Source organism: Cellulophaga baltica, assembly GCF_900102165.1.
Classification (GTDB): domain Bacteria; phylum Bacteroidota; class Bacteroidia; order Flavobacteriales; family Flavobacteriaceae; genus Cellulophaga; species Cellulophaga baltica.
Genome location: NZ_FNBD01000001.1, coordinates 550,916 through 577,632, shown reverse-complemented (window position 1 = coordinate 577,632; position 26,717 = coordinate 550,916). Strand labels below are relative to the sequence as shown.

Genomic DNA, 26,717 nt, shown 5'->3' with positions numbered 1-26,717 from the left:
ATGATTGTTTTTACACAAGTGATAGGTGCGCTCTATGGAATGCTTGCAGTAGTATTTGGTGCCTTTGGTGCGCATGCCCTTAAAAAAATATTTACAGAAGAGCAATTGAAGAGTTTTGAAACTGGCGTTAAATATCAAATGTATCACGCCATTGTTTTACTTGTAATTGGGTATAATTTTGATTTTTCTAGTAGTTTAGAACCTTATATTGTCTACTGCTTTAGTATTGGAACTTTGCTATTTTCTTTCAGTATATATGGCCTCTGCCTAAGTGCTTCGAAGAATAAAAAGATAAAAATACTGGGGCCTATTACACCTCTTGGGGGTTTATTTTTGGTAATAGGCTGGGGATTGCTTCTTTTTTCATACCTTGATTAAACCTTGCGTTTAAAAAACAAAACGGTAGGTTGCTTTTAATAGAAAAATATTCTTAGGCTGTAAGTCTCCGAAAAGATTTTTATCTAAAGTTGCAAATAAGCCATCATTAGGGTTTCCGCCACTAGATAAGTCTTGTGACCATACTAAAAATATTTCTGAGCCAGGCTTATACTCCCAACGTACCACGAGGTTGGATCTAAATTGGGTAAAAGAAAAGTCTGGATTATCAAAGCTGTAATCCGATGAGCCATCTATATCTTCATCAATACTATAGCGACTATCGCTAAATGAAACTTGATTTGGAGTGTACGATGTTATTCTATCTTCAAAATTTTTGGCTAATGGATTTGCGATTTCTTTAAAATTAGAATACACACCATTTGAGACAAAAGGCTGGCCCCAATACTGTATAGATAAATTAGGATTTATCGTATAGTTTATACGTAAAGACATGCTTATAGTTTCTTGATCTACGGTGCCGTTTATATATTTTGTTCCGCCGTTGTACGCTATATTATCTACAAATTGCAATTGGTCTTTATTGGTGCCGTAACTAGGGTAAGCAGAGATACTCAAAGCATTTATGGGTTGGTACCGAACGCCAAATTCAATCTCATAATTTTTATACGAGTTGTCTACGCCTTTTGTACCTGATTGAAAAATGCTTAATTGTAATTTTTTTCTGCCATCAGATTCTATCCCATTGGCATAGCTGATTTCAGAGGACTTTCGTAACCTTGGTCCGCCTCTTAAAGCAAAATTATCATATTGCGTAGGAGCATAATTGAAGCTTACGTTTGAGAACCAATTGTTTTTCCAATTTTGCCAGCTATTGGTATTAAAGCGCAAGTTGTTGTGGTTGCCGCCAAAATCCCAAACACTCCAATGGTTATAGTTTATACCTACTCTTCTAAAAGTGTTGTCTGGTTTTAGTGTTTGGTATCCTACCCAAGTATAATGTCTTAAATCATCTGCTTGCCTTTGAAACCCCACATCATTAAGTTCCAATTCTGGAGAACGCCAGGTAGCGCCAGTCTCAAATTTCCAATGACCATTACCAACTTTTCCTAATTGCATATTACCGCCCGTTCCGGTTAGAGACGTTGCGTTTTTATCTACATTTAAATAGCTGGTAGATGCTCTTTGAAACAAGTGGGTAATAGATTGCTGGGTTCTTGTTATGGCTTCTGTACTACCCGAGACGTGGCTAAAAAGTAAATTGCCTCCTAGGTACCAATCTCTATCATTCCATTGGTGTTTAAAATCAAAACCACCGGTATACGCTGCTTCGTGTAAGAAATTTAAATTATCGGGTAGGTTGTTTCTATTTGTTGCAGTAAACATACCGCCAACAAAAGTATTTCGGTTATTAAAATCTTTCTGTAACCGCCCTATAAAATAATTAGTCAGTGGTTCTACAAGTTCTTTTCTCTGAGCTCCGTTGTTATCAATAACCGCATATTTTTTGGCAGTAACACTCTCCAGAACACCAATAGACCATCCATTTTTAGTTTTTCCGCTGAACTTAGCGGCACCAATAATTTCGGTATTTTCAGGATGATTTACAAATTCTCCATCGGTTGTATTGGGGTAGCCTTGTGGACTTCTTCCTATTCGTCTTGAGTAAAAAACATTATCAGAGCCAAACGTATTTCCTGCTTCTGAACGCGACACTCGATAGTCAAAAATATTCTTGTTTTCTACAAAGAAGGGCCGTTGTTCTTCAAAGAAAATTTGAAAACCATCTAAAGCAATAGCCGAAGGATCTGCCTCTACTTGCCCAAAATCGGGATTAATAGTGAGGTCTAAGGTAAGATCATTTGTGATTCCAATTTTTGCATCTACACCTCCTGTAAATTTGGTGTCATTTCCTTTTTTAAACGGGTTTCCAGGTTCCGCCTCATAGGTCTCAAATTTGGCAATTGTATACGGCTGTATTTCTAACTGTTTTTGTGGTTCGATATTTATTAATCCTTTTAAAACACCAAATTCACTTGTCCAACCAGGGGTGTCTTGTGGTACTCTTTGCCATATAGAGCGTTCTTCTTCTCTAAATAATTTTCGCATTAATTGTAACCCCCACTCTTGTTCTCGAGATTTGCCAAATTTTAATTGGCTCAGCGGGATTTTCATTTCAGCAGACCAGCCTTCAGTATCAATACTGGTTTTTGTATACCAAATAGGATTCCAGCTTTCATCAGAATCATTTCCATTATTTGTAGAAAACTCGTCTCCTTTTACTCCCGCGGCTGTGACTATGAAATTAAATGATGTTCGTTTATCACTATAACTATCAAAGAATATACCTACCCAGTCTCCTTCAAAGCCATCTCTACGGGAAAGTCTCTTAACAATTTTTTCAGGAGTAGCATCTATACATCGGATAGCTACATATATGTAATTTTTGTCATAGACAATTTTAAATTTAGTCTGATGATCTGGTGCCGTATTTTCATTGGGCTGCTGTTCAATAAAGTCACTATCCCAGTCCACGGTATTCCATGCTTCCTCATCAATAATGCCATCTATATATAGACCGTTTTCAGAGGTTAAGGCTTTTGTGGTATATATCCGTTTAGGGATTACCGTGGTAGAATCTTGCGCATGCACAAACAGTTGAGCGCTAACGATTAGAAAAATACTGGTGATGGTGGCTTTCATGATTGATGATTATGTATGAAAGACTTATCGTATTTTTAATCGTTACAGCAATGTATTTATTTTAAGACATCTTTAACATTTAGATTGTTACTTATTTTGAAGATTCTTCTTTTGCCGTATACGTCTTTATGGCTTGGTTGGGTTCTATAATGTTGTAGCCTTTCCAAAACTCAGGGTCATAACGTGTTAAATATGTAGGCGTAATCTTATTGTCAAAATTTTTATTTTCAAAGGTGCTACTGCTAATTTCTTCAGTGTCGTAAATTACAATTTCATAGCTATTTATATTCGTAGCGGCAAAATCAAAATCTAGGGATAGTTCGTTTTGTCTATTCTTTCCTTTAACTACTTTGTTGAATTCAATTATTTTTAGAGGTCTTTTTGCACCGCCCATTCCGCCGTGTTCTTTTTCAATGTATCTTAAGTTATATTTATCGTTTGGCCCTTTATAAAAAATCATTTTGCCTTTATCTAGATAGTCATTCATAAATACCCCTAGTAGTTTAAATGATTTTAAAGATTTTACGTTTTCATAATCCACTCGTACTATAGCAAAATCATCGGCATTTACGTAGAGTGTTCCTTTATAATCTGCATTTCCGCTAGGAACAAAATCTAAAATATAGACAATATCTTGACCTAGATATGTGAGTTCACGAATGGAGAAATCATACTTGCGAGATTTTGACAAAAAATTAAGCTTAGAATCATCCATAAAAAACAGATCTTCATAAAGGGTCGATATTTTATTCGCTCTACCTGCCGCAAAATGTAACTTCTGTTCTTCTTTACGTTTTTTTTCTTCCTCTAATTTTTTATTTAATGCGGCTATGTCAGAAGAGTCTACTTGTGTTCTAAAAAGTTCTTCATTGTCAATTTTTGTTCCGAATATGCCTGATTTAATTTTCAAATAGGAGTCTGGCTTTACATTCTCTTTTAGAATTTTCTCCATGCGCTCTTCTAGCTGATCAAGGTTTATCTCGCTGTTTTTATCATACATTTTAGATGCCTTAATAACATCAATCTTCTGTTTTTCACTGTTATAATTGCCATATAGATCGCAAAGTACTTCTACATAATAATCATCACTACGGGGTATAGAGCTTATGATTTCATCAACAAAATTCTTATTGAAAGCATCAATGGTAGATTCAAAATTTGAATAATTAGTTCTGTTCAAATATTGGTGGTAGTGCTCTCTAAAAAAGAGTCTTTTTTTGCTAAATGATTTTGTGTAGTTTTTATCTACGTTATCTTTTATAAAATCAACAATCTCGTCTGCAGAATAGTTCTTATTAGAGACCACCACGTTCTTTAATTCAATATTCTGAGGACTTAGTGTTAGTATAGAATCTTTAAATTCTCCTAAGGTAGTTTTGTAGGTTTTGTAGCCCATACTAGAAACAAATAAAGAATCTGTTACCTTATTTTTAGTATTTAGAAGAATAGTAAAAGTGCCTTCCCCATTGGTGATTACGCCCATATCATCAGCAAATTGTATAGTTGCAAATGGTATTGGTTCTTGGGTAACAGAATCTATAACTTTAGCGCTAATAGTTTGCGCAAAGTTGTAGTTTACGGAAAGTAATAAAATAAAAAATAATCTAAGTGTAGTAGTTTTGATCATAGTGTTGTTTTAAGTGAGCCAAAACAAAACAAGGAATAGAAAAGCATTAAAGAAGCAACTTTTTGATTTTCTTGTGAGCTATTTAATACTTATTTAACTGTTTTATAGGCTAATGAAATGATCCTCGTATTTATGAGATCACCTTCTCTAAAACAATAGACGCAACTACGTTTAAAATAGTTGCCTAAAAGACTATTTATTTTTTAATTAGGATGTTAGTGGCAACCACAGTCGCTTGATCCGCAGCTTTTTGTAGCTTGTTTTTTAGAGGAAAATAATCTTTTAGGTAAGAAATATTTTTTCACAATATACCCTACTGCGATAAGTAAGGTTGCATACATTAATATGTTTTGTAATAGGTTCATACTACTTTAATATTTGATAAGCGATTAAGGAAACTATATAGGCAAACACACTCATGAAAATTAATTGTGCCATTGGCCATTTCCAAGTATTTGTTTCTTTTTTTACTACTGCTAAAGTACTTGCGCACTGCATAGCAAAGGCGTAGAATAACAATAATGAAATCCCAGAGGCTAGGTTAAACAAGGGCATTTGTGTTGCAGGATTTATCTCTGCAGCCATACGGTTTGTAATAGTTTCTTCTTCATCACTACCAACGCTGTAAATAGTTGCTAATGTTCCTACAAATACCTCACGTGCAGCAAATGAAGTTAATATGGCAATACCAATCTTCCAATCATAACCTAGAGGTTCTACAATAGGTGTAATGGCCTTACCCATATACCCCATATAGGAGTTTTCTAATTTAAAGCTAGATATTTCTTGCCTCTTAGCGTGCTCAAATAAATTTGCAGACTTGGCAGTAATAGAATCTGCTATGGCAAGTTGGTCAATGGTGTATACTTTTTCAATGATGCTATCATTTAAAGCTCTTTCGTAGCTAGCTAATTCTGAGGCAATAGCATGTTGGTTAAAGTCAGATAACCCAGAAATGTTTATTTTGTTTGTAACAATCTCTTCTGCATTCTTAAATTCATTAGAGATACCGTTTGATCCTAAAAACCATAGGATAATAGATATCGCTAGTATAATTTTACCGGCACCAAATACAAAACTTTTTGTCTTTTCCAAAACCGTATAAGCTACATTTTTTAGAAGCGGTAGCTTGTAGTTAGGCATTTCAATAACAAAAAACGATTTGCTTTTAATCTTCAATATTTTATTCAAGATCATGGCAGAAATAATGGCAGTAAAAAAACCTAATAGGTAAAGTAGCATTAGGGTTAATGCTTGATAACTGAGTCCAAAAAATCTGCCATCAGGAATTACGAGGGTAATTATAATAAGGTAAACAGGTAGTCTGGCAGAACAGGTGGTAAAGGGAGTTACTAATATGGTTATCAGGCGCTCTTTCCAGTTCTCAATGGTTCTAGTTGCCATAATTGCAGGTATGGCACATGCCGTTCCAGAGATAAGAGGTACAATACTCTTGCCGCTTAATCCAAATGGGCGCATCAGCCTATCCATTAGAAATACAACTCTACTCATGTAGCCAGTTTCTTCTAACAATGATATAAATAAAAACAGAAATGCAATTTGTGGTATGAATATTACAATACCACCAATGCCGGCTAAAATTCCCTCGGCAAGTAAATCTGTAAATACGCCCGGTGGTAGTGAGTTTTCTACCCATTCTGTAGCACTTGCAAAAGAATTTTCTATAAATTCCATCGGGTACGCACTCCAAACGTATATGGCTTGGAAAATGGTAAGTAAGATTAAGAAGAAAATAAGATACCCAAAAACTTTATGAGTAAGTAACTTATCTAGGCTAGCTCTAAGGCCTTTTGCAGCATTTAAGTCTACTTTATGCGCTTGTTTAAGAATACCATTTATAAATTGATATCTTAAAATAGTCTCTTTTTGTTGTAAGCGTTTTAGCTCAGGTTTAGATTTTGTGGCGAAAGAAGCTGCGTTTTGATAAAGTGTCTTTTCAATAGGCATAAAGTTAACGTCTTGCGTAATTACAAGCCATAACTTATAAATGTCTTCTTTAGGAAACGCACTGCGTAAGCGATCAAAATATTCTGGAGAAATAACTGTAGCATCTATATTTGGTTCTATAGATAGCGATTTGTAATCGGTTATAAGTTCGCGAAGTTTCTCAATTCCAATTTTCTTTCGGGTACTTACTAAAGCTATTTTGGTGTTTAATTTTTCTTCTAATAAGGGAATATCTATTGTAATTCCTTTCCTAGACATTCTATCAGCCATATTAATTACTAATATGGTCGGAATTTTTAAATCTTTTATTTGTGTGAAAAGAAGAAGGTTTCTTTTTAAGTTTTCAACGTCGGCTACTACCACAGCAACATCAGGAAAGTCTTTGTCGTTCTTGTTTAAAAGAAGTTCTACGGCAACACTCTCATCTAATGATGTTGTATTAAGGCTGTACGTTCCGGGTAAATCTATAATGTGTGCTTTAACACCACGAGGTAACTTACAAACCCCTTCTTTTTTTTCTACTGTAATTCCTGGGTAATTCCCTACTTTTTGGTTTAAGCCTGTTAATTGATTAAAAACAGAGGTTTTTCCTGTATTCGGGTTTCCAATTAATGCTACCTTAATTTGCTTACTCATTATAAAAAGGTAGTATTATCTATGATTTCTAAATCGATGAGTTCTGCCATTGCTCTGCGTATGGCTATGTGCGATCCGTTTACATTGATGTAGATAGGATCTTTTAGAGGGGCAACTTGCAATAGTTCAACTTCATTGCCTGGCAGGCAGCCAAGTTCAAGTAACTTGATAGGCAAGATGTCATCTGCAAATTCTTTGATGATGCCTCGTTCTCCGCGCTTTAATTGTGCTACCGTTTTGATCAATGTTTATTTAGATTGATTTTAATTAAGAACAAAAATAGGGAAAATCAATAAAATAGAGACCTTTGTAGTCATAAAAGAGTATTAATTTCATTTAGAAGCTTCTTTGTCTCTATACGAATCTTTTAAAACCTTTAAATCTTTCAGAAGTTTCTTTATTTCCTCAGGATTGGTACCGTCATAAGTGCCTCTTATTCTGCGTTCTTTATCAATCAACATGAAGTTTTCTGTATGAATCATGTCAAAAGGCCCCCCATCACCATCAGTCTTGACGGCCATATACGATTTTCTGGCTAGGTCGTAAATTTGTTTTTTATCGCCAGTAACTAAGTTCCATTTTCTATCGACAACACCTTTTTTAATAGCGTAAGCTTTTAGTTGTGCAACAGAATCAATTTCTGGAGTTACGGAATGAGAAAGCAACATCACCTCGTCGTCGTCTAAAATTTCTTGTTGTATCGTCCCCATATTGTCTGTCATAATTGGACAAATAGTAGGGCAGGTGGTAAAAAAGAAATCGGCTATATAAATTTTGTCTTTGTAGGCGTCATTAGTGATCAATGCTCCGTTTTGATTGGTCAGAGAAAAATCGGCTATAGTGTGGTATTTTTTTACGTGGAGTAATGACGTGTCTACCAATTCTGGATTAAAATCTGCAGGTTGGTAAATGGGAAGTATTTTTTTTGGTTGCAGGGCGTTATAAAACAAATACATGATTACGGCAGACAAGCAGAGAAAAACGATTCCGAATAACTTATATTTTGCAAAAAAAGAACGCATATTTTTTATGCAAAGATACTAACGTGGTCTTAACCATTCAAGACATTCCTTAGTTTTGCTGCTAAATATTTCTTAAAACATTTGAGCGGAATATACTTTACTTTTTTTAGACCTTCTAAAAGCTTACTTTTGGCGCACAAAAAAGTTAAAATTAGCACTAAATGGGCGTAGTTACACAGATACTTACCTTTATATTAATAATATCAATACTGGTTATTTTACACGAGTTGGGGCATTTTCTTCCCGCAAAATATTTTAAAGTTAAAGTTGAAAAATTCTACTTATTCTTTGATGTCAAGTTCTCTTTATTTAAAAAGAAAATAGGAGATACGGAATATGGTATTGGATGGTTGCCATTAGGAGGTTACGTAAAAATGGCGGGCATGATCGATGAAAGCATGGACACGGAACAAATGGAGAAAGAACCGCAACCATGGGAATTTCGTTCTAAACCAGCTTGGCAACGTTTAATCATAATGTTGGGCGGGGTAACCGTTAACTTTTTTCTAGCTTGGATTATTTATACCATGCTTATAGTGACCAATGGAGATAGTTACATTCCTGCAGATAATTTAAAATACGGAATTTTAGTAGATTCTATAGGAGAAGGTATTGGATTAAAAACGGGAGATAAAATCTTATCTATTGATGGTGTAAAATCTAAGAAGTTCACAGATGCTACTTTAGATATCTTATTAGGAGATGAGATTACCGTAGAGAGAGATGGGCAAAAAGTTACCTTTCCGGTTCCTGATGAAGGAATTAAGCAAGTATTATCTACACAAGGAAAAAACTTTTTAAGGTACAGACAAAAATCACTTATAGATAGTGTAGTGCCTAATTCCATAGCTGCTAAAGCAGGTATTGTTTCAGGAGACCAAATTATATCTATCAATAATACCCCTAGTGAATATTGGAACGATTTTACAACAGCAATTAGAAGTTCAAAAGGAAAATCTATTGCTTTAGCAGTTAATAGAGATGATCGTATAGAGAACTTAAACTTAGTAGTGCCAGAAGAAGGTATAATTGGTGTGTATTTAAATGCAGATGATTTAATAGTGACAGATGAGTATAGTTTTCTTGCAGCAATACCAGCAGGGTTTAATGAAACTATAAACGTGCTTACAAAGCAGATCAAACAATTTAAAATTATATTCAAACCTAAAACTGAAGCGTATAAATCTGTTAAAGGGCCTATTGGAATCGTAGAAATGATGCCTCCACAATGGAACTGGATGTTCTTCTGGAATTTTATGGCTATGTTCTCTGTTTGGTTGGCATTCGTAAATTTATTACCGATTCCTGCTTTAGATGGCGGACACGTAATGTTTTTACTTTATGAGATGATTTCTGGACGAGCTCCGAGTGAAAAAACATTAGAGCGTGGGCAAATAATTGGTTTTGTGATTATTATGGGCTTAATGGCAGTTATTTTTGGAAACGATATTTGGAATATTATCAAGCGTTTTTTCTAATGTTTTAGAGCAATTAAAAAAAAAATTAAAATTTCTATTTTTTTTGTTTGGCTAGTTTGAAAAAACAATTATATTTGCAGCCGCTAACGCGATAGAGTACACTCCTCCTTAGCTCAGCTGGTTAGAGCATCTGACTGTTAATCAGAGGGTCCTTGGTTCGAGCCCAAGAGGGGGAGCAGAGCGACAGAAAGCCTTTACAGAAATGTAGAGGCTTTTTTGGTTTTAGATATTGATCCTTTTTAGTCTCATTTCTGGCCCTTCTTATCTAGGGAGTAAAACGTTTTCATTGCTTAAATAAGCACCATTCTTATCAAAAGTAGCTATACCCTTAATCAATCGTTATAGTAGATTTATTCTGGTATTATTCTTAGAATACCGTCATGTTCTCTTGATAATAAATTATCTTAGTTTATACACTAAAAAATAAACTCAAAATTTAAATCATGAAAAAAGTAGCAATCTATACGGTTTTAGTATCGTTGACCGTATTTTTCACTTCTTGTAAGGAAGAAAAAAAAGTAGAAACTCCAGAAAGTACTCCGGAAGTTGTAGTCGAAAGTAATTTTGGCGGCCTAGCACTTTATACGGTTAGAGATGATATGGGAGTAGATGCCAAAGCTACCTTGAAAGCAGTTTCAGATGCAGGGTATAAAAATATTGAGGCAGCCGGATATAGCCAAGGTAAATTTTACAACATGTCTCCAATAGATTTTAAAGCATTATTAGATAGCTTAGAACTTGTTCCTATAAGTACGCACCATAGCGATGTAACATTAGAAAATGCTGATGCTATGATGGCTGATGTAAAAGCCGCAGGTTTTGAATATTTTGTGGTGCCAATTCCTCCAATGGGATTATTTCATTATGATGATGCCACAAGTACTATGAGTATGACGGGTGGAGCAGAAAGTTTAACAAAAATTATAAATACCTTGGGCGAAAAGGCCCATGCAGCGGGTCTTAAGCTGTTATACCATAATCACGATTTTGAATTTAAGAAAGATGCGGCCGGGATTGTGCCTATTGAATATATGTTGGAACATACAGATTCTAAATTTGTAAATTTTCAAATGGACCTTTTTTGGGTGACAAAGGCAGGAGCAGATCCATTAGCTTATTTTGAAAAATATCCAGGACGATTCAAAATCTGGCATGTAAAAGATATGGATGAGCAAGGCAGGTTTGCACCTGTCGGCACAGGGACAATAGATTTTGCTAAAATATTAGCAAAGAAAGACCTTTCGGGGATGGAATATTATATGGTAGAGCAAGATATGACATATGACGGAATGAAGCCATTAGAAGTTATTAAAACTAGTCATGAGGGCATCAAGAACTTCGGATTTAACTAACGAATAAGAAGTATTCAGATGTAAAGGCGCTAATTAACTTAAGCGTCTTTTTTCGTTTATAGATTTAGTATTTTTGCAATCTAAGGTGTTATCAATACCTATTTCCATTTTTAGAGCTACCATTAAATAATTTAATTGCAAAATGAAGGGTTATTACGGCATTATTTTATTCTTTTTATCATTTTCCAATGCACTTTTTGGACAAAAAGTATTGCCTCCAATTTACAATTATAAAATATTTGACTATCAAGCGGCTAGTCAGAATTGGGATGTAGCAGTAGATGATTCTGGTGCTCTTTATGCCGCAAATAATAAAGGCTTGCTTTATTACAATGGTGAAGAATGGATACTTAATAAATTACCCAATAATACCATTATTAGGTCTGTTAGTGTTTTGGATGATAAAATTTTCACGGGTTCTTATGAGGAATTTGGGTATTGGCAGAAGAATGAATTTGGACTTTTAGATTATACTTCATTAACCCACTTAATTAAAAATTACACCTTCACCAATGAGGAATTTTGGCAAATAATTTCATTTGATGATGCCATCTTTTTTAGATCTTTTTCTACTGTTTATAAGTATAAAGATGATAAGATCGAGGTGATTGATGTGGATGGAGTTGTTACAGATATGGCCGCATATAATAACCAACTCTATATTGCGGGCGGAGGAACAGGTATTTATAAATTTCATGAAAATAAGTTTATTTCTATCCCAAATCTAGAAGCACTTTTGGGTAAGACCATTATAGCCGTGGCGAGTATTGACCATAAGCTTTTTATCGGTACAAAACTTAATGGATGCTTTGTATTTGAAAATGGGATTCTACAAGAATGGGATCATCCTATAAATAGAGAGTTAAAAAAGCACCAACTTAATGATATTGTACCTTACCCAGAAAACAAGATAGCTTTTGGAACCATAAAGAAAGGAGTGTTTCTTTATGATAAAATACAAGACTCATACATCAATTTAGATAGAGAAACGGGATTGCAAAACAATACGGTATTGTCTATTTTTCATTTTGATAACCAATTATGGTTGGGCTTGGATAATGGTATAGATCGGATAAGAACAAATGCGCCAATTACCTATTATACAGATTTTTCGGGTGCTGTAGGTACTACCTATGATATTGCTTACGTAGATGATGTTTTGTACCTAGGGAGCAATACTGGAATTTATTTTTTTAAAGACGATGTGCTGCAATTCGTAGAAAATTCTCAAGGTCATGTATGGGATTTAAAGGTAATTGATAGCGAATTATTTGCAGGGCATAATACCGGAACCTTTAAGGTGTCTAAAAATACGCTAGAATTGGTTTCTTCGGTTTCCGGAGGGTATCAAATTGTAAAAGTTCCTGAAGAAGAGAACAGTTATCTACAAGGTACATATATAGGGATTTCTAAATTCTCCAAAAATACGGAAGGTACTTGGGAGGTTCAGCCTATTAATGGCGTACAATTTCCGGTAAAACAATTGTGTTTTGAGTCTAAAAATGTTGTTTGGGCAGCGCACCCTTATAAAGGTTTTTTTAGGCTGCGGCTCAATGATGCCTTAGATAGCGTAGAGGAAGTTCAAGAGTTTTCTCATGATGCCATCCCAAATAATTATAATGTTAAGGTATACAATGTGAAAAATCAGATTGTGTTATATGCAGATGGCATCTGGTATACCTATAATGCTATTCTAAATAAAATTGAAGTATTTGAAGACTTCACAAAGTATAAGGGCAATGAACTTATGTATAATGATGGCGATTACTTTTGGTTTATAGATAATGAGAATAGTAAAGAAATTTTTTATACAAACTTAAGAGAGGATAATCTTTCTATTGCGGAGAATGCATTAAAAAAACGTTTGGTACCTGATGCAGAGAATGTGGTGAGATTAAACGACTCTATTTTTATGCTTACCCTTAGTGATGGATTTGCTAAAATAAACTTGACCAAATTAAACAGTTACCTTAAAAATCTTGATGTTCCTAAACCGCAACTTAGTTATTTTAAAGACCAAAAGCATCGTTTTGCGCTAACGCAAGAAAATTTTGAGATTGATTACAAGAATTCTCAGCATATAAGCTTTCAAGTAGCTTCTCCTAACTTAACAAAGCCTAGATATTTTTATGAATTATCAGGGGCTAAGGAGCAAATTAATTATGTGGATACTGGTACGCTTCAATTTGAAAATTTACCAAACGGAGCTTATATGGTTAAGATTTCTACGGTGAGTATTGATGGTAAAATTTCAGAACCAAGGGTTATTTCTTTTACGATAGCTCCTCCATGGTATTTATCGGTAGTGAGTAAAGTGGTGTATGTATTCATTTTTCTGATGATAATTTTTCTAGTTAGACGCTACAATAGAAAGAAATTAGAACGTAAACAGAAGAACTTTGAAGAAAAAATGGACCGCAAGCAAGAGGAGCATTTAGCTACTATAGAAAAAGAAAAACTGGCCAAAGAAATAAAACTAAAGCAGCAAGAGTTAACAAGTACTACGTTAAATATTGCTAAAAAGAATGAAGTCATTTTAGAGTTAAAAAATATGGTAGTCATGAATAAGGATAAATTTCCAAGTTCATCACGTTACGGAGCATTTATAAAAAAGTTAGACAAATCGGTGAACGATTCTGAGGATTGGAAACGCTTTGAAGTCAACTTTAAAGAACTACATGAAGATTTCTTTGAGCGGTTACTTAAAGAGTTCCCCAAGCTAACACCTAAAGATCTAAAACTTTGTGCGTATCTTAAAATGAACTTGTCATCTAAGGAGATTGCGCCTTTGATGGGAATATCACTCCGTGGAGTAGAAATTCATAGGTATCGATTGCGAAAAAAACTACAAATAGATACATCAGAATACCTTTCTAGTTTTTTAATCACTTTTTAAAGATTGGGAGCCAAATACGAAATATAGGAGCTTTATATTAGCAATACCTCAATTATTATGGTGTAATAATTTATAAATAGCATATTTAAGCTTTAAATATGGCTTATTTGCATTTTTAAAGTTACATCATTACTACATCACTGTGTTAAAATTTTAACTTCAACAGTGCATCACGATACAGCAACTACCTAGTAAACACTGCATCTAACGCTGTAAATTAGTTTGATGTAGTTATTATGTATCTAGAAACAAACACTACAACAAGGCTTGTTTTATACTTTAGCATCATTCTAACTCAATTTAATATAGAACTATGAAAATAAGCAATGTAATATTGACGATTTCGTTTTTGCTGTTTCAATCGCTCTTATACAGTCAGGCTTCTGCTGTATCAGGAACAGTAACAGATAGTGATAATATACCCTTGCCAGGAGCATCGGTAGTATTAAAAGGTACCGCTACCGGAACTCAAACAGATTTTGATGGTAATTTTACTTTAGATAATGTTTCTGCTGATGGTGTTTTGGTCATTAGCTTTATCGGGTATACGTCGAAAGAGGTTGCTGTAAACAACCAGACTACGCTGACTATTTCATTGCAAGAAGATGCGCAAGCATTAGATGAAATTGTTGTGGTCGGGTATGGAACTCAAAAAAAATCAGATTTAACAGGATCTATCACTACGGTAAGCTCTGAAGATATTGCTAGGACACCATCTGGAGCTCCAATGCAATCGTTGCAAGGTAAAGTTGCGGGTTTACAAGTAGTAAGTAACGGTGCGCCTGGAAGTGCACCAACAATTAGAGTCCGTGGTCTAGGTTCCTACACTGGTGATGGGGCTTCTAATCCTTTATATGTTGTAGATGGTACTTTTTATGATGATATTGGTTTTTTAAATAACGAGGACATTGAAACAATTTCGGTTCTTAAAGATGCATCAGCTTCGGCAATATACGGAGTAAGGGCTGCTAATGGGGTAGTTCTAATCGAAACAAAATCAGGTAAAGTAAATCAGAAAGCACAAATCACCTATAGTGGTTACCAAGGAGTTCAAATAGCGCAAAATTTGGTCAAACTTTCAAATGCTGAGCAGTTTTCTACACTGGCTAGAGAATCTGGTTCTGCTGCAGAAGCTAGCTATATAGACAATGCAATGCAACGTTATGGCCGTAGCAGAATAAATCCTAATGTACCAGATGTCAATACAGATTGGTATGATTTAATATTGAGACATGCATTGATACAAAATCACAGTCTAGGAGTTACTGGGGGTACTGAAAGTGTTACATATTCTTTAGGAATTAGCCAGTTTGAGCAAGAGGGCATATTAAAAATGAAAAACGATTATGAACGTTTTAATATTCGCGCGAAGGTTGGTGTAGATATAAGTGATCGATTGAAGGCTGGTGTTTCTACTATTTTCAGCAATTCTACAACGTATCGTCCTGAAAATGCAGCATTTAGTTCGGCATATTTTGCTGTGCCAATAATGCCAGTTTTAGATGAATCAAAAACAGAGGCGTATCCAAGACCATATGCAAATGCTCAGGATTTAGGATATAGACAACCACAGAATCCTTTTCCTTTACTAGAAAATTCAGAATACAGAGATAAAATTAGAAACAACTTAGTAAATTTTAATTTAGAATATCAATTAATTCCAGATAAGCTGAACTTAAGAACAGCCTATTCTCACAATTTTGAGGCTAAAGAAATTAGAGAGGTTAGGCTTCCATATTTTTATGGTATTGGAGATGCTTTTAGGGAGAATGCAGAGTTAGTGAAGAAAAATGAAACTTTTTCTGAACAAACATGGGATAATACATTGACCTATAATGATGATTTTGGAAAGCATAATTTGACGGTATTAGCAGGTACTTCTTTCAGAAATAGATCTTTTGAGCAATTAGAAGTGAAAGGATTAAATTTTCCGAATGGTACAGGAATTGGTGATGAATCATATTATTTAGATTTAGCGAAGAGTATTGATTTGGATGGTGTTGGTGACGATGGAGTAAGTCAATACTTCTTCTCTTATTTTAGCCGTGTAGCGTATAATTTTGATAATAAATACCTTTTGTATGGTACTTTTCGTGCAGATGGTACGAGCAAGTATCAAGAGAAATGGGGTTACTTTCCAACTATAGGTGCAGGTTGGGTAATCTCAGAAGAGTCTTTTATGAAATCTAACGGTGTTTTTGATTTCTTAAAATTAAGAGCTAGCTGGGGTGAATTAGGAAATGCTAATGTAAACGCTAGTACAGGTGGTATAACATCTACAGAGGTAAATGGTGTTTTTGGAGACACGAGGTATCCTGGTTTAGTTACTAGTAGTGATTTTGAAGCCTTAAAGTGGGAGGTTACTGCAGAAACAAACGTGGGTTTAACGGCAAGGTTATTTGATAATAATTTATCAATTGAAACAGATTATTTTACAAGAGAAACTAGAGATGCTATTATTCCGGTATCAAGACTTTTAGTACCTGGAGAAACTAGGCAGAATGTTGGAGTTATTAAAAACTCAGGTATAGAGGTGGCCGTAAATTGGAGTAAGCAAGTTTCAGATGATTTTAGTTATTCTATTGGAGGTAATTTTTCAACCTTAAATAATGAAATTTTAGATTTAGCAGGGCAGGAGAATTTAACTTCTGGTGGTGATATCGAACAACGTTCTGTTGTTGGAGGAGCTATAAACTCATTTTTTGGATTAGATGTTGCAGGGGTTTATCAAACAGCTGAAGAAATAGCGGCAGATCCTGCGGCACAAGCGGCAATTGCAAGTTCTGGTATTCCTGATTACATACAACCAGGAGATTTCAAATTTGTTGATCATAATGGTGATATGGTGATAGATGCACAAGATAGAGTAGATCTTGGTTCTTATTTACCAACCTATAATTTTGGTTTCAATCTAGGTCTAAACTATAAAGCTTGGGACTTTTCATTAAATGTTATTGGTCAGGGGGGTAATGTTATTGCTAACTCAAAACGATTTGCAATACGTCAAACGCCGGATGCTAATATTGATAGCGATTTTGCAATAAATAGGTGGCATGGTGAGGGTACTACCAATAGCTATCCATCTGCAAGAGGTATACGTAATCCATGGAGCAATCAGTTTCTGAATAGCTTTTTTGTTGAAGACGGAGATTTTATTCGATTACAGAATATAACTGTAGGTTACACATTGCCAAGTTTAAAAGGAAAATTTAATCCTAATATTAGGTTTTACATGACAGCAGAAAGGCCATTGACATTCTTTAAATATAATGGCTTTACCCCAGAGGTGTCAAACGGTGTAGATGCCCAAACCTATCCTATTCCTGGAGTATATACATTAGGAGTTAATATTAAAATTTAAAAAAATCAGCTATGATGCATATAAAAACAAACAAAATACTTGGACTTTTTGCCCTATTAGCTATGGTGATTTCAAGTTGTTCAGATGAATTAGATCAACCACAACTTAATAATAATTTTGCTGGTGGAACAGATTTTTCTAAAACGGACGATATGATATTTTCCCTTATTGGAGTTTATCAATCCGTTGGAGACAGAGGTTGGGAACAACCGCTAGTAGTTTCTACAAGAGGTGATGATGTAAATGCTGCCGGAGATCAACAAGGCCTAAAAAACCAGGATCGTTACTCTTATGACAATTCATTCTTTGGTTCTAGGACTTTATGGGAAACCTACTATGGTGATATCATTGCAGCACATACAGGGATGGAGCAAATAGCAAGATATCAAGAATTTGCAGATGAAGATGGGGTAGATTTGGCGAACCAGTATATTGCTGAAGCCAAAGTTTTGCGTGCCATTTTACTTTTTCAATTATCGCAAGTATACGGATCTGTTTTTATTCCAGAGTCTTCTAATTTAAATGATTTTGCAGATGTCACGTCTGTACCTTCTAAAGACGAAGTGATGCAACATTTATCGGATCAGATGGATGAGGCTATTCCGTTCTTATTAAACCTTAGACCTAATGAAAGAACAGATTTGCCAGGTGGTGTAACTAAATATACAGCATTACAAATCAAAGCATTGGCAAATCAAGAATTGAAGAATTATCAAGTAGTAGCAGAGGCTACAGGTGAAATTATAAGTTCAGGAAAGTTTAATCTTATGGATGACTATTATGAGCTGTTTAAAACCCCTGGAAAATTAAGTAATGAAACCTTATATGAATTTCAATATTCAGATTTCAATAGCGGTACTGGCGAAAGAGTAGGTCATTTGTATGCTCCTTATGGTCCAAACGGTTGGACACCTAGCGTAGCTGGTGCGAGTGCTGGATGGGGCTTTTTTGAACCTAGTATGAAATATGTAAAATTTATGTTAGACAGAGGAGAAACAAACCGTTTAGAAACCACAGTTTTGTTTACTCAAAAAGGAATTGATAGTATTATTTCTACATCTACCTATACAGAAGCTACATTACCTTCATTTGTTTCATCTACTACAAGAGATGGTGATAATTTGACAGATAATGCGAGAGCTATTTTTGCGAGTGGAAAACACTACTTGCCAACAAATCAATTAATTCCTGGTCGTGTTGAGTACGGTAGTAATAAAAACTATATCGTTTATCGCTATGCAGAAACACTACTAATGTATGCTGAAGCTATAACGCAGGGAGCAAATCAAACTTCAATTTCTGCAGATGAAGCGTTTAATTTAGTACGTGCTCGTGCTAGTATGCCTCCATTGTCTGGTGTTACTCTTGATCAAATTGTAGATGAAAAGTATGCAGAATTGGCTATGGAATGGGGAAAGCGATTTTTTGACATGGTAAGGTTAGGTAGAAATGATGAATTGAGTTATGAAGGAAGAACTTTTACACCAGATAAGGCATTTGTCACATACCATCAAAATCAGATCGATGAATTTCCAATACTAGGTAACATATCCAACTAAAAACAAAAACCATGAAAAAATTAAGATACAGTCTATTGGCTTTGGTTGCAGTACTTTTTATCTATTCTTGTGATCAGGGTATAGACGGAATAACGCAAGTAGATCCCGGAGTAGATGCTACAGCTCCAGCTATAAAAATAAATTACCCAAAAGAGGGTATTGAAGTTAACGTATTAGCAACGTTGGCAGATATTACAATAGATTTTGAAGTTACAGATGATATTGAGGTAAAAGATATTACGGTTCTTTTAGACGATGTAGTAGTGGGTACGTTTACTTCTTTTAAAGATTATCGTCGGGTTTTAATTGATAATTTGGTGTATAGTGGATTAGAAGATGGGACTCACGTATTGACAATTTCTGCTACAGATATAGAAGGAAAAAATGCGACAAGTTCTGTGAGCTTCGAAAAAGTACCTGCTTACGTTAAAAAGTATGACGGAGAGGTATTCTATATGCCTTTTGATGGGGATTATGTAGATCTAATTAGCTTTCAAAAAGCAACAATAGTAGGTACACCGAGTTTCACTGACGATGCGTTAAATGGAACCAGTGCCTATGCAGGAGCAACAGATTCATATTTGACTTTTCCAGCAGAGGATTTAAAAGCACAAGAATTTAGTGCTGTCTTTTGGACAAAATTAAATGCTGTTCCAGATAGAGCAGGTTTGTTGGTTATGAGTCCGCCATTAGATGCTTCAGGAGGAAACGTATTAACTTCAGGATATCGTTTTTTCAGAGAGAATGCTGATGGTCTACAGCGATTTAAATTAAATGCAGGATCAGGAGCAGATAATACGTGGGTAGATGGTGGTGCGGCAGCAGACGTAGATCCTTCTGCTGGTAAATGGGTGAACATGGCATTTACCGTGTCAGGCACCGAGGCTAGTGCTTATATTGATGGGCAATTGGTGCAGCAAGTACCTTTCAACGGTATAGATTGGACCGATGTAGATGTGCTATCTATTATGTCTGGAGCTCCTAATTTTAGTGGTTGGGATCATAAATCAGATTTAGGTTTTATGGATGAACTTAGGATCTTTAATAAATCGCTTTCTCAAGCAGAAATTGAAACTATTATTCAAGATGATTCTGGTATAAGTCCAGATACATACACCGGTACTTTTGATGGGGAAATGTTTTACATGCCATTTGATGGTGATCATATAGATTTATTTAGTACTAATGAAGCTACAATAGTTGGTAACGCAGGTTTTGCAGGCGAGGCTAAAGTTGGTGACAACGCCTATGCGGGAGCAACAGATTCGTATTTGACAGTGCCAACAACAGGGCTTACTACTTCAGAATTTAGTGCCGCAATGTGGTATAAAGTAAATGATACTTTAGATAGAGCAGGTATTCTAACCGTAGGACCTCCGGATACAGAAAATGCCGGTTTTCCAGAGATTCAAAACTTGCGTACAAGCGGGTTTAGATTGTTAAGGGAGAATGCAGACGGCCTACAACGTATTAAACTTAATGTTGGAAATGGTGATGGAGAGGAATGGGCAGACGGAGGTACAGCAGCAGATATTGATCCAGCGGCGGGTGAATGGGTGCATTTAGCATTTACAATCTCCGAGACGACCACCGTGGTATATATTAACGGTGTAGCCGTTGCTAACGCAGAAACAGGAATTAGTTGGGCAAATTGTGATTTGGTATCCATAGGTTCTGGTGCACCAAGATTTACAGAGTGGGGTCATGGTGCAGATCTAAGCTATATGGATGAATTACGATTTTTTGATAAAGCCTTGACGCCAGAACAGGTAACCGCAGTGATGAATGCGAATTAAAATAAGTACCCTATAAAAGTAAGTTTAGAACGCTTTTGTTAAAGCGATAATAATATACGTTGATAGTACATATGAAGAATTTAGTAAAGTTGATAGTGAGTTTAGTGTTAGTGGCTATTGTATCTGTAGTTGAGGGATGCAATGGCCGCAAGACTAAAAATGAAAAAGAAATAAATACTTCAGAAAAAGAACAAGTTGTAATTTCTGATAATGAATTGCTAGACAAAATACAGCGACAAACTTTTGACTATTTCTGGGAAGGCGCAGAACCAACCTCTGGTTTGGCAAGAGAGCGTATTCATTTAGATAGTATTTATCCGTCTCATGATAGAAATATTATTACTATTGGAGGATCTGGTTTTGGCTTAATGGCTATTCTTGTGGGGGTAGAAAGAGGTTTTATAACTAGAGAACAAGCTATAGCGCGTTATGAAAAAATGCTAAGCTTTTTAGAGAAAGCAGATCGTTTTCATGGGGCTTGGCCTCATTGGTTGCAACCTTCAGGAAAAACAGCGCCTTTTAGTAATAAAGATGATGGAGGAGATTTGGTAGAAACGGCTTTCTTGATTCAGGGATTGCTGACGGCTAAAGAATATTTTAATTCATCTAATGATAAGGAATTAGCCATTAGAGAACGTATTCAAAAACTTTGGGAAGAAGTAGAGTTTGATTGGTATACTAAAGGTGAAAATGTATTGTACTGGCATTGGTCTCCAAACCATGGTTGGGATATGAATTTTCCGGTAGGTGGGTATAATGAAGCTTTAATCATGTATATTTTAGGGGCAGCATCACCCACACATCCTATCAAAAAAGAAGTGTACGATCAAGGTTGGGCTTTAAATGGGAATATAGCCAAGGATACAACCTATTATGGTTTAGAAACAGAATTAAATCATTATGAACATGACAAGTCTCCAGTAGGGCCTTTATTTTGGGCACACTATTCATATTTAGGTCTTAACCCAAAAGGATTATCAGATAAGTATGGAAATTATTGGAAACTGAATCAAAACCATGCTTTGATTCATTATAAGCATGCTGTTGCTAACCCAAATAAATTTAAAGGTTACGGTGAAAAAGCGTGGGGCTTTACCTCTAGTTATTCTATGAAAGGTTATGCGGGCCATCGACCAGATAATGATTTAGGGGTTATTTCGCCAACAGCAGCCTTATCTTCTATGCCATATACTCCAAAAGAGAGTTTAGCATTCTTAAGATATTTATACACAGAACAAGATAGTCTTATAGGTAAATATGGCCCTTATGATGCGTATAGCTTAACAGATAATTGGAGCTTACCTAGATATCTAGCCATAGACCAAGGACCAATTCCAGTGATGATAGAAAATTATAGAAGTGGCATGTTATGGTATTATTTCATGAAAAACCAAGATGTACATAGAGGCTTAAATGCGTTGGAGTTTACTTATGTAATGCCCAAAGAATAAGTATTAAATTTATAAGGTGCTCCAATGCTAACTATTATTTTTTTCTAAGACTTTTATTCCATCCAGATGAATAACATAAAGTATACCCTCTTATTTTCTTTTTTATTCCTTGTTTTCTCTTGTTCTAAAAGTGATTCTCAAGGCCCTACGGGGGTATCAGAATTACCGGAAACTCCAATAACTCCAGAAGAACCTGTTATTTCAATTACAGATGAAGAGTTATTAGATGTTACACAGGAGACTACGTTTAAATATTTTTGGGATTATGCACATCCAAGTTCTGGAGCCGCTAAAGAAAGATACCATCCTAGCAATCCAGATAATGATGCCAATACGGTAACTATTAGCGGTACTGGTTTTGGTTTAATGGCAATTTTAGTGGGTATTGAACGAAACTATGTATCAAGAGAAGAGGCGTTAAATCGCTTAACTAAAATTGTTACTTTTCTAGATACAGCAGATCGTTTTCATGGTGCTTGGCCGCATTGGGTAGATGGAAATACAGGAAAAGTAAAGCCATTTAGCGCCTTAGATGACGGTGGAGATTTAGTAGAAACGGCTTTCTTGGTACAAGGACTTATCTGTGTAAAAGAATACTTTAAAGATGGCTCTGAAGCAGAAAAAGCATTAGCGAATAAAGCAGAAGAACTTTGGAAAGGGGTAGAATGGAACTGGTACACACAAGGAGAAGATGCTTTGTTTTGGCATTGGAGTCCCGCGAACGGATTTGCCATTAACTTAGCTTTAAAAGGGTATAACGAAACCTTAATAACCTATGTATTAGCCGCAGCCTCTCCTGATTACAGCATATCAAAATCTGTGTATGATGGCGGATGGGCTTCCAACGGCACGTTTATATCTTCCAATAGTGCTTACGGATTCCCTTTATTGTTGAATCATGCTGGGGCGGAACAGTTCGGTGGTCCACTTTTTTTCTCACACTATTCCTTTTTAGGCTTAAACCCAAATGGCCTCGCAGATGCCTATGTGAATTATGGAGAGCTAAGTATAAACCATAGTAAAATTAATTATAATTATGCCATTGCCAATCCTAAGAATTATAAAGACTACGGTGAAGATTGTTGGGGTTTAACGGCGAGCTATTCTAGAAATACAGATGCTAGTTTAGGATATGCAGCTCATGCCCCTAATAATGATTTAGGCGTTATTTCTCCTACGGCTGCAATTAGTTCAATAGTGTATACCCCTGAGGAATCTTTACAAGCATTACATTACTTCTACGGAAAAAAAGAGGAGCTCTTAGGAACTGCTGGTTTTTATGATGCTTTTAGTCCGCAATACAATTGGGTAGCAGATGCCTATTTAGCGATAGATCAAGGGCCACAAATTATCATGATAGAAAATTATAGAACCGGTTTACTTTGGCAGTTATTCATGCAGAATGATGAGGTACAAGTCGGCTTAACTAAATTAGGATTCACATATGGAAATTAAAAAATTAGCTTGCGCGGTACTTTTTTTGTTTGTTGCTTTTTATGCACAAGCACAAAAGGAGAACTATCAAAAAGAAAGTTTTATTCAAGATGGAGATACTTTAAAGTATCGCATTATGTACCCCAAAGATTTCATAGATACCAATCAATACCCTATCGTGTTTTTTTTACATGGAGCAGGAGAGCGTGGTGCAGATAATGAAACGCAATTAGCACATGGTAGTGCATTGTTCGCTAGTGAAGAAAGTTTAGAAAACTACCCTGCAATTGTTGTTTTTCCACAATGCCCAAAAGAAGATTATTGGTCAAACGCTAAAGTGAATAGAAAATCAAGACCTGTTTCTTTAAAATTTAAATATCATAGAAAACCAACACAGGCCATGCATATGGTGATGGAATTGGTAGATGAGTTGGTAGGAAAACCTTTTGTGAAAGAAGATCAAATATATGTCATGGGCTTATCTATGGGCGGAATGGGTACCTATGAAATTTTGCATAGAAAGCCAGATACATTTGCGGCAGCAATTGCCATTTGTGGTGGTGGTGATGAGAAAGGTTCTGAAGAATTTGCAAAGAAAGTGCCTTTATGGATTTTCCATGGGGCTAAAGATGATGTCGTAGATCCGCAATTATCCCTAGAAATGGCTTCGAAAATCATAGCCTATGGAGGGCATCCTAATGTTACCATCTATAGTGAGGCTAATCATAATAGCTGGGATTCAACATTCGCAGAGCCAGAATTACTCCCTTGGTTATTTGCACAAAAAAAATAAGTCAGTTACAATTTTAAATAGCATAGTAAAAATGAAATTAAAAGTCTTACATATTTTAGCGCTAACGGCATTTTTTGCAGTTCCTTCAATACAAGCACAGCGTACAATTCCAGAGGTAGAAGCATTATTAAAAAAGATGACCATAGAGGAGAAAATTGGGCAGCTCAACCTCGTTACTCCAGGTGGGGGTATTGCTACAGGTTCTGTAGTGAGTTCTAATGTAGAGGAAAAAATTAAAGCCGGCCAAGTTGGAGGTTTATTCGGAATTTCTGGACCTGAGAAAATTAAGACAGCACAAGATTTTGCGGTAAAAAAAACACGTTTAGGAATCCCTCTTTTGTTTGGATCTGATATTATTCACGGCTATAAAACCACCTTTCCCATTCCTTTAGGATTAGCATCTTCTTGGGATATGGAACTAATGAAAAGAACAGCACAGATTGCGGCATTGGAAGCTACTGCTGACGGGATTAACTGGAATTTTTCTCCAATGGTTGATATTTCTCGCGATCCTCGTTGGGGAAGAATTTCTGAAGGCGCTGGGGAAGATCCTTACTTGGGTTCTCAGATTGCCAAAGCAATGGTGACGGGGTATCAAGGGGATGATCTTATGGCTAAGAATACCATGTTGGCTACGGTAAAACATTTTGCCCTTTATGGGGCTGCAGAAGCAGGTAGGGATTACAATTCTGTAGATATGAGTCGACTTAAAATGTTTAATGAGTACCTACCGCCATACAAAGCAGCTATAGATACGGGAGTAGGTAGTGTTATGAGTTCTTTTAATGATATTGACGGTATTCCTGCCTCTGGAAACAAATGGTTGTTAACAGATTTGCTGAGAGATGATTGGGAGTTCAACGGTTTTGTGGTTTCAGATTATACTTCGGTAAATGAAATGATTGCACATGGTTTGGGAGACTTACAAGCCGTCTCTGCTTTATCATTAAAAGCTGGTTTAGATATGGATATGGTGGGTGAAGGTTTTTTGACCACCTTAAAAAAATCCTTAGAAGAAGGAAAAGTTACAGAGGAAGAAATTACCACTGCTTGCCGAAGAATTTTAGAGGCTAAATTTAATTTAGGACTGTTTGATGATCCTTATAAATACATAGATAAAAAACGACCTGCTAAAGATATTCTGAAAGATGAAAATAGAGCTCTAGCAAGAGAGGCTGCAAAAAAATCATTCGTATTATTGAAAAACGGGCCTAAAAATTTACCACTTCAAAAAAATGCTACAATTGCATTGATAGGCGATTTAGCAAATAGTAAAGATAATATGTTAGGTACATGGGCGCCTACCGGAGACCCTCAACTCTCTGTTTCTATTCTTCAAGGATTTAAAAATGTAGCTCCTAATGCAATAATTTCTCATGCCAAGGGGGCTAATATCACGGATGATCCTGCACTTGCCAAGAAAATTAATGTATTTGGTGAACGCGTAACTATAGATAAGCGCAGTGCAGAAGTTATGCTTGCTGAGGCAGTAGCCTTGGCAAAAGAAGCAGATGTGGTGGTAGCTGTTGTGGGTGAGGCCACCGAGTTTACGGGAGAATCTTCTAGTAGAGCAGATATTTCTATTCCTCAAAGTCAGAAAAAATTAATACGAGCTTTAGCAGCTACAGGCAAACCTTTGGTGCTTGTTTTAATGAGTGGTAGGCCTTTGGTTTTAGAAGAAGAGCTTGCTTTACCAGCTAGTATTCTTCAAGTGTGGTTTCCTGGTGTAGAGGCAGGGAATGCCATTGCAGATGTGGTGTTTGGAGATTACAATCCGTCTGGTAAATTAACTGCTACTTGGCCTCGAAATGTTGGGCAGATTCCTATCTATCATAGTATAAAGAATACAGGTAGACCACAACCTACGGCCGAATTTGAAAAGTTTAAATCTAACTATTTAGACGCTCCGAATACTCCTTTATTGCCTTTTGGTTACGGACTAAGTTATACCGAATTTGAATATAGTAATTTGAAAGTTACTACTGCTCAAATAAACCAAAATGAGCCCCTGACCGTTACCGTAAGTGTTAAAAATACGGGCGATTTTGATGGGGAAGAAGTGGTGCAATTGTACCTCAAAGATGTAGTAAGAAGCATTACGCAACCGGTAAAACAGTTGAAGGGGTTTAAAAAAGTAATGCTTAAAAAAGGAGAAACCAAACAGGTAACCCTCACGCTAACTCCCGAAGATTTGAAATTCTATAATTCCAATTTAGAATTTGTTGCAGAGCCTGGAGATTTTGAGATCTATGTAGGAACAAATTCAGAGGCTACTTTAACCGCTAAGTTTAGCTTGAACTAAAAG

Annotated in this window: 16 protein-coding genes and 1 tRNA gene; 12 read left to right on the top strand and 5 right to left on the bottom strand. The window is 35.8% G+C overall.

Features of this window, described 5'->3' with window-relative positions; translation table 11 throughout:
• Window positions 1-378: a DUF423 domain-containing protein gene (locus BLQ19_RS02545; RefSeq protein ID WP_025616112.1), complete on the top strand. Its 378-nt coding sequence runs from the start codon at window positions 1-3 to the stop codon at window positions 376-378.
• Between the two features lie 9 nt (window positions 379-387).
• Here BLQ19_RS02545 and BLQ19_RS02540 read toward each other — a convergent pair whose 3' ends face one another.
• From BLQ19_RS02540 to BLQ19_RS02520, 5 genes are all read right to left on the bottom strand, one after another.
• On the bottom strand, window positions 388-3,039 hold the full coding sequence (locus BLQ19_RS02540; RefSeq protein WP_074537283.1) for a DUF5916 domain-containing protein: 2,652 nt from the start codon (window positions 3,037-3,039) through the stop codon (window positions 388-390).
• 91 nt (window positions 3,040-3,130) lie between these two features.
• Window positions 3,131-4,666 carry a carboxypeptidase-like regulatory domain-containing protein gene (locus BLQ19_RS02535; RefSeq protein ID WP_074537282.1) on the bottom strand — a complete coding sequence of 512 codons (1,536 nt, stop codon included), beginning with the start codon at window positions 4,664-4,666 and terminating at the stop codon, window positions 3,131-3,133.
• Between the two features lie 366 nt (window positions 4,667-5,032).
• Entirely contained in the window at window positions 5,033-7,270 is a 2,238-nt protein-coding gene (feoB, locus tag BLQ19_RS02530) for a ferrous iron transport protein B (protein WP_025616108.1), read from the bottom strand.
• On the bottom strand, window positions 7,270-7,515 hold the full coding sequence (locus BLQ19_RS02525; protein WP_024482112.1) for a FeoA family protein: 246 nt from the start codon (window positions 7,513-7,515) through the stop codon (window positions 7,270-7,272). The genes feoB and BLQ19_RS02525 overlap by 1 nt, the downstream gene beginning before the upstream one ends.
• Window positions 7,516-7,602: 87 nt before the next feature.
• On the bottom strand, window positions 7,603-8,292 hold the full coding sequence (locus tag BLQ19_RS02520; protein WP_074537281.1) for an SCO family protein: 690 nt from the start codon (window positions 8,290-8,292) through the stop codon (window positions 7,603-7,605).
• 161 nt (window positions 8,293-8,453) lie between these two features.
• Between BLQ19_RS02520 and rseP the strand changes: the two genes are divergently transcribed.
• From rseP to bglX, 11 genes are all read left to right on the top strand, one after another.
• Entirely contained in the window at window positions 8,454-9,770 is a 1,317-nt protein-coding gene (rseP, locus tag BLQ19_RS02515; RefSeq protein WP_024482110.1) for an RIP metalloprotease RseP, read from the top strand.
• A 102-nt stretch (window positions 9,771-9,872) separates the two neighbouring features.
• Window positions 9,873-9,946: transfer RNA gene (locus BLQ19_RS02510), tRNA-Asn, on the top strand.
• A 267-nt stretch (window positions 9,947-10,213) separates the two neighbouring features.
• Entirely contained in the window at window positions 10,214-11,122 is a 909-nt protein-coding gene (locus tag BLQ19_RS02505) for a sugar phosphate isomerase/epimerase family protein (protein ID WP_074537280.1), read from the top strand.
• Window positions 11,123-11,264: 142 nt separating this feature from the next.
• The gene (locus BLQ19_RS02500; RefSeq protein ID WP_074537279.1) at window positions 11,265-14,018 is read left to right on the top strand and encodes a helix-turn-helix and ligand-binding sensor domain-containing protein; all 2,754 of its coding nucleotides are present in this window, start codon (window positions 11,265-11,267) and stop codon (window positions 14,016-14,018) included.
• A 313-nt stretch (window positions 14,019-14,331) separates the two neighbouring features.
• Window positions 14,332-17,379, top strand: coding sequence for a SusC/RagA family TonB-linked outer membrane protein (locus BLQ19_RS02495; protein WP_074537278.1), 3,048 nt, complete (start codon window positions 14,332-14,334; stop codon window positions 17,377-17,379).
• An 11-nt stretch (window positions 17,380-17,390) separates the two neighbouring features.
• Window positions 17,391-18,938: a RagB/SusD family nutrient uptake outer membrane protein gene (locus BLQ19_RS02490; protein WP_074537277.1), complete on the top strand. Its 1,548-nt coding sequence runs from the start codon at window positions 17,391-17,393 to the stop codon at window positions 18,936-18,938.
• Between the two features lie 11 nt (window positions 18,939-18,949).
• Entirely contained in the window at window positions 18,950-20,734 is a 1,785-nt protein-coding gene (locus tag BLQ19_RS02485) for a LamG-like jellyroll fold domain-containing protein (RefSeq protein WP_074537276.1), read from the top strand.
• Between the two features lie 71 nt (window positions 20,735-20,805).
• Window positions 20,806-22,185: a glucoamylase family protein gene (locus BLQ19_RS02480; RefSeq protein ID WP_074537275.1), complete on the top strand. Its 1,380-nt coding sequence runs from the start codon at window positions 20,806-20,808 to the stop codon at window positions 22,183-22,185.
• A gap of 66 nt (window positions 22,186-22,251) precedes the next feature.
• A complete protein-coding gene (locus BLQ19_RS02475) occupies window positions 22,252-23,640 on the top strand; it encodes a glucoamylase family protein (RefSeq protein ID WP_074537274.1) in 1,389 nt (462 codons plus the stop codon).
• Entirely contained in the window at window positions 23,630-24,412 is a 783-nt protein-coding gene (locus BLQ19_RS02470) for a carboxylesterase family protein (protein WP_024482102.1), read from the top strand. Before BLQ19_RS02475 ends, BLQ19_RS02470 begins: the two co-directional genes overlap by 11 nt.
• Window positions 24,413-24,443: 31 nt before the next feature.
• Window positions 24,444-26,714: a beta-glucosidase BglX gene (bglX, locus tag BLQ19_RS02465; RefSeq protein ID WP_074537370.1), complete on the top strand. Its 2,271-nt coding sequence runs from the start codon at window positions 24,444-24,446 to the stop codon at window positions 26,712-26,714.
• Window positions 26,715-26,717: the final 3 nt, after the last annotated feature.

Coding starts and splice junctions, on each gene's coding strand:
- BLQ19_RS02520 (WP_074537281.1), bottom strand. CDS start 8,292: ATGCGTTCTTTTTTTGCAAAATATAAGTTATTCGGAATCGTTTTTCTC.
- BLQ19_RS02485 (WP_074537276.1), top strand. CDS start 18,950: ATGAAAAAATTAAGATACAGTCTATTGGCTTTGGTTGCAGTACTTTTT.
- rseP (WP_024482110.1), top strand. CDS start 8,454: ATGGGCGTAGTTACACAGATACTTACCTTTATATTAATAATATCAATA.
- BLQ19_RS02480 (WP_074537275.1), top strand. CDS start 20,806: ATGAAGAATTTAGTAAAGTTGATAGTGAGTTTAGTGTTAGTGGCTATT.
- BLQ19_RS02470 (WP_024482102.1), top strand. CDS start 23,630: ATGGAAATTAAAAAATTAGCTTGCGCGGTACTTTTTTTGTTTGTTGCT.
- BLQ19_RS02500 (WP_074537279.1), top strand. CDS start 11,265: ATGAAGGGTTATTACGGCATTATTTTATTCTTTTTATCATTTTCCAAT.
- bglX (WP_074537370.1), top strand. CDS start 24,444: ATGAAATTAAAAGTCTTACATATTTTAGCGCTAACGGCATTTTTTGCA.
- BLQ19_RS02490 (WP_074537277.1), top strand. CDS start 17,391: ATGATGCATATAAAAACAAACAAAATACTTGGACTTTTTGCCCTATTA.
- BLQ19_RS02475 (WP_074537274.1), top strand. CDS start 22,252: ATGAATAACATAAAGTATACCCTCTTATTTTCTTTTTTATTCCTTGTT.
- BLQ19_RS02535 (WP_074537282.1), bottom strand. CDS start 4,666: ATGATCAAAACTACTACACTTAGATTATTTTTTATTTTATTACTTTCC.
- BLQ19_RS02505 (WP_074537280.1), top strand. CDS start 10,214: ATGAAAAAAGTAGCAATCTATACGGTTTTAGTATCGTTGACCGTATTT.
- BLQ19_RS02545 (WP_025616112.1), top strand. CDS start 1: ATGATTGTTTTTACACAAGTGATAGGTGCGCTCTATGGAATGCTTGCA.
- BLQ19_RS02540 (WP_074537283.1), bottom strand. CDS start 3,039: ATGAAAGCCACCATCACCAGTATTTTTCTAATCGTTAGCGCTCAACTG.
- BLQ19_RS02495 (WP_074537278.1), top strand. CDS start 14,332: ATGAAAATAAGCAATGTAATATTGACGATTTCGTTTTTGCTGTTTCAA.
- feoB (WP_025616108.1), bottom strand. CDS start 7,270: ATGAGTAAGCAAATTAAGGTAGCATTAATTGGAAACCCGAATACAGGA.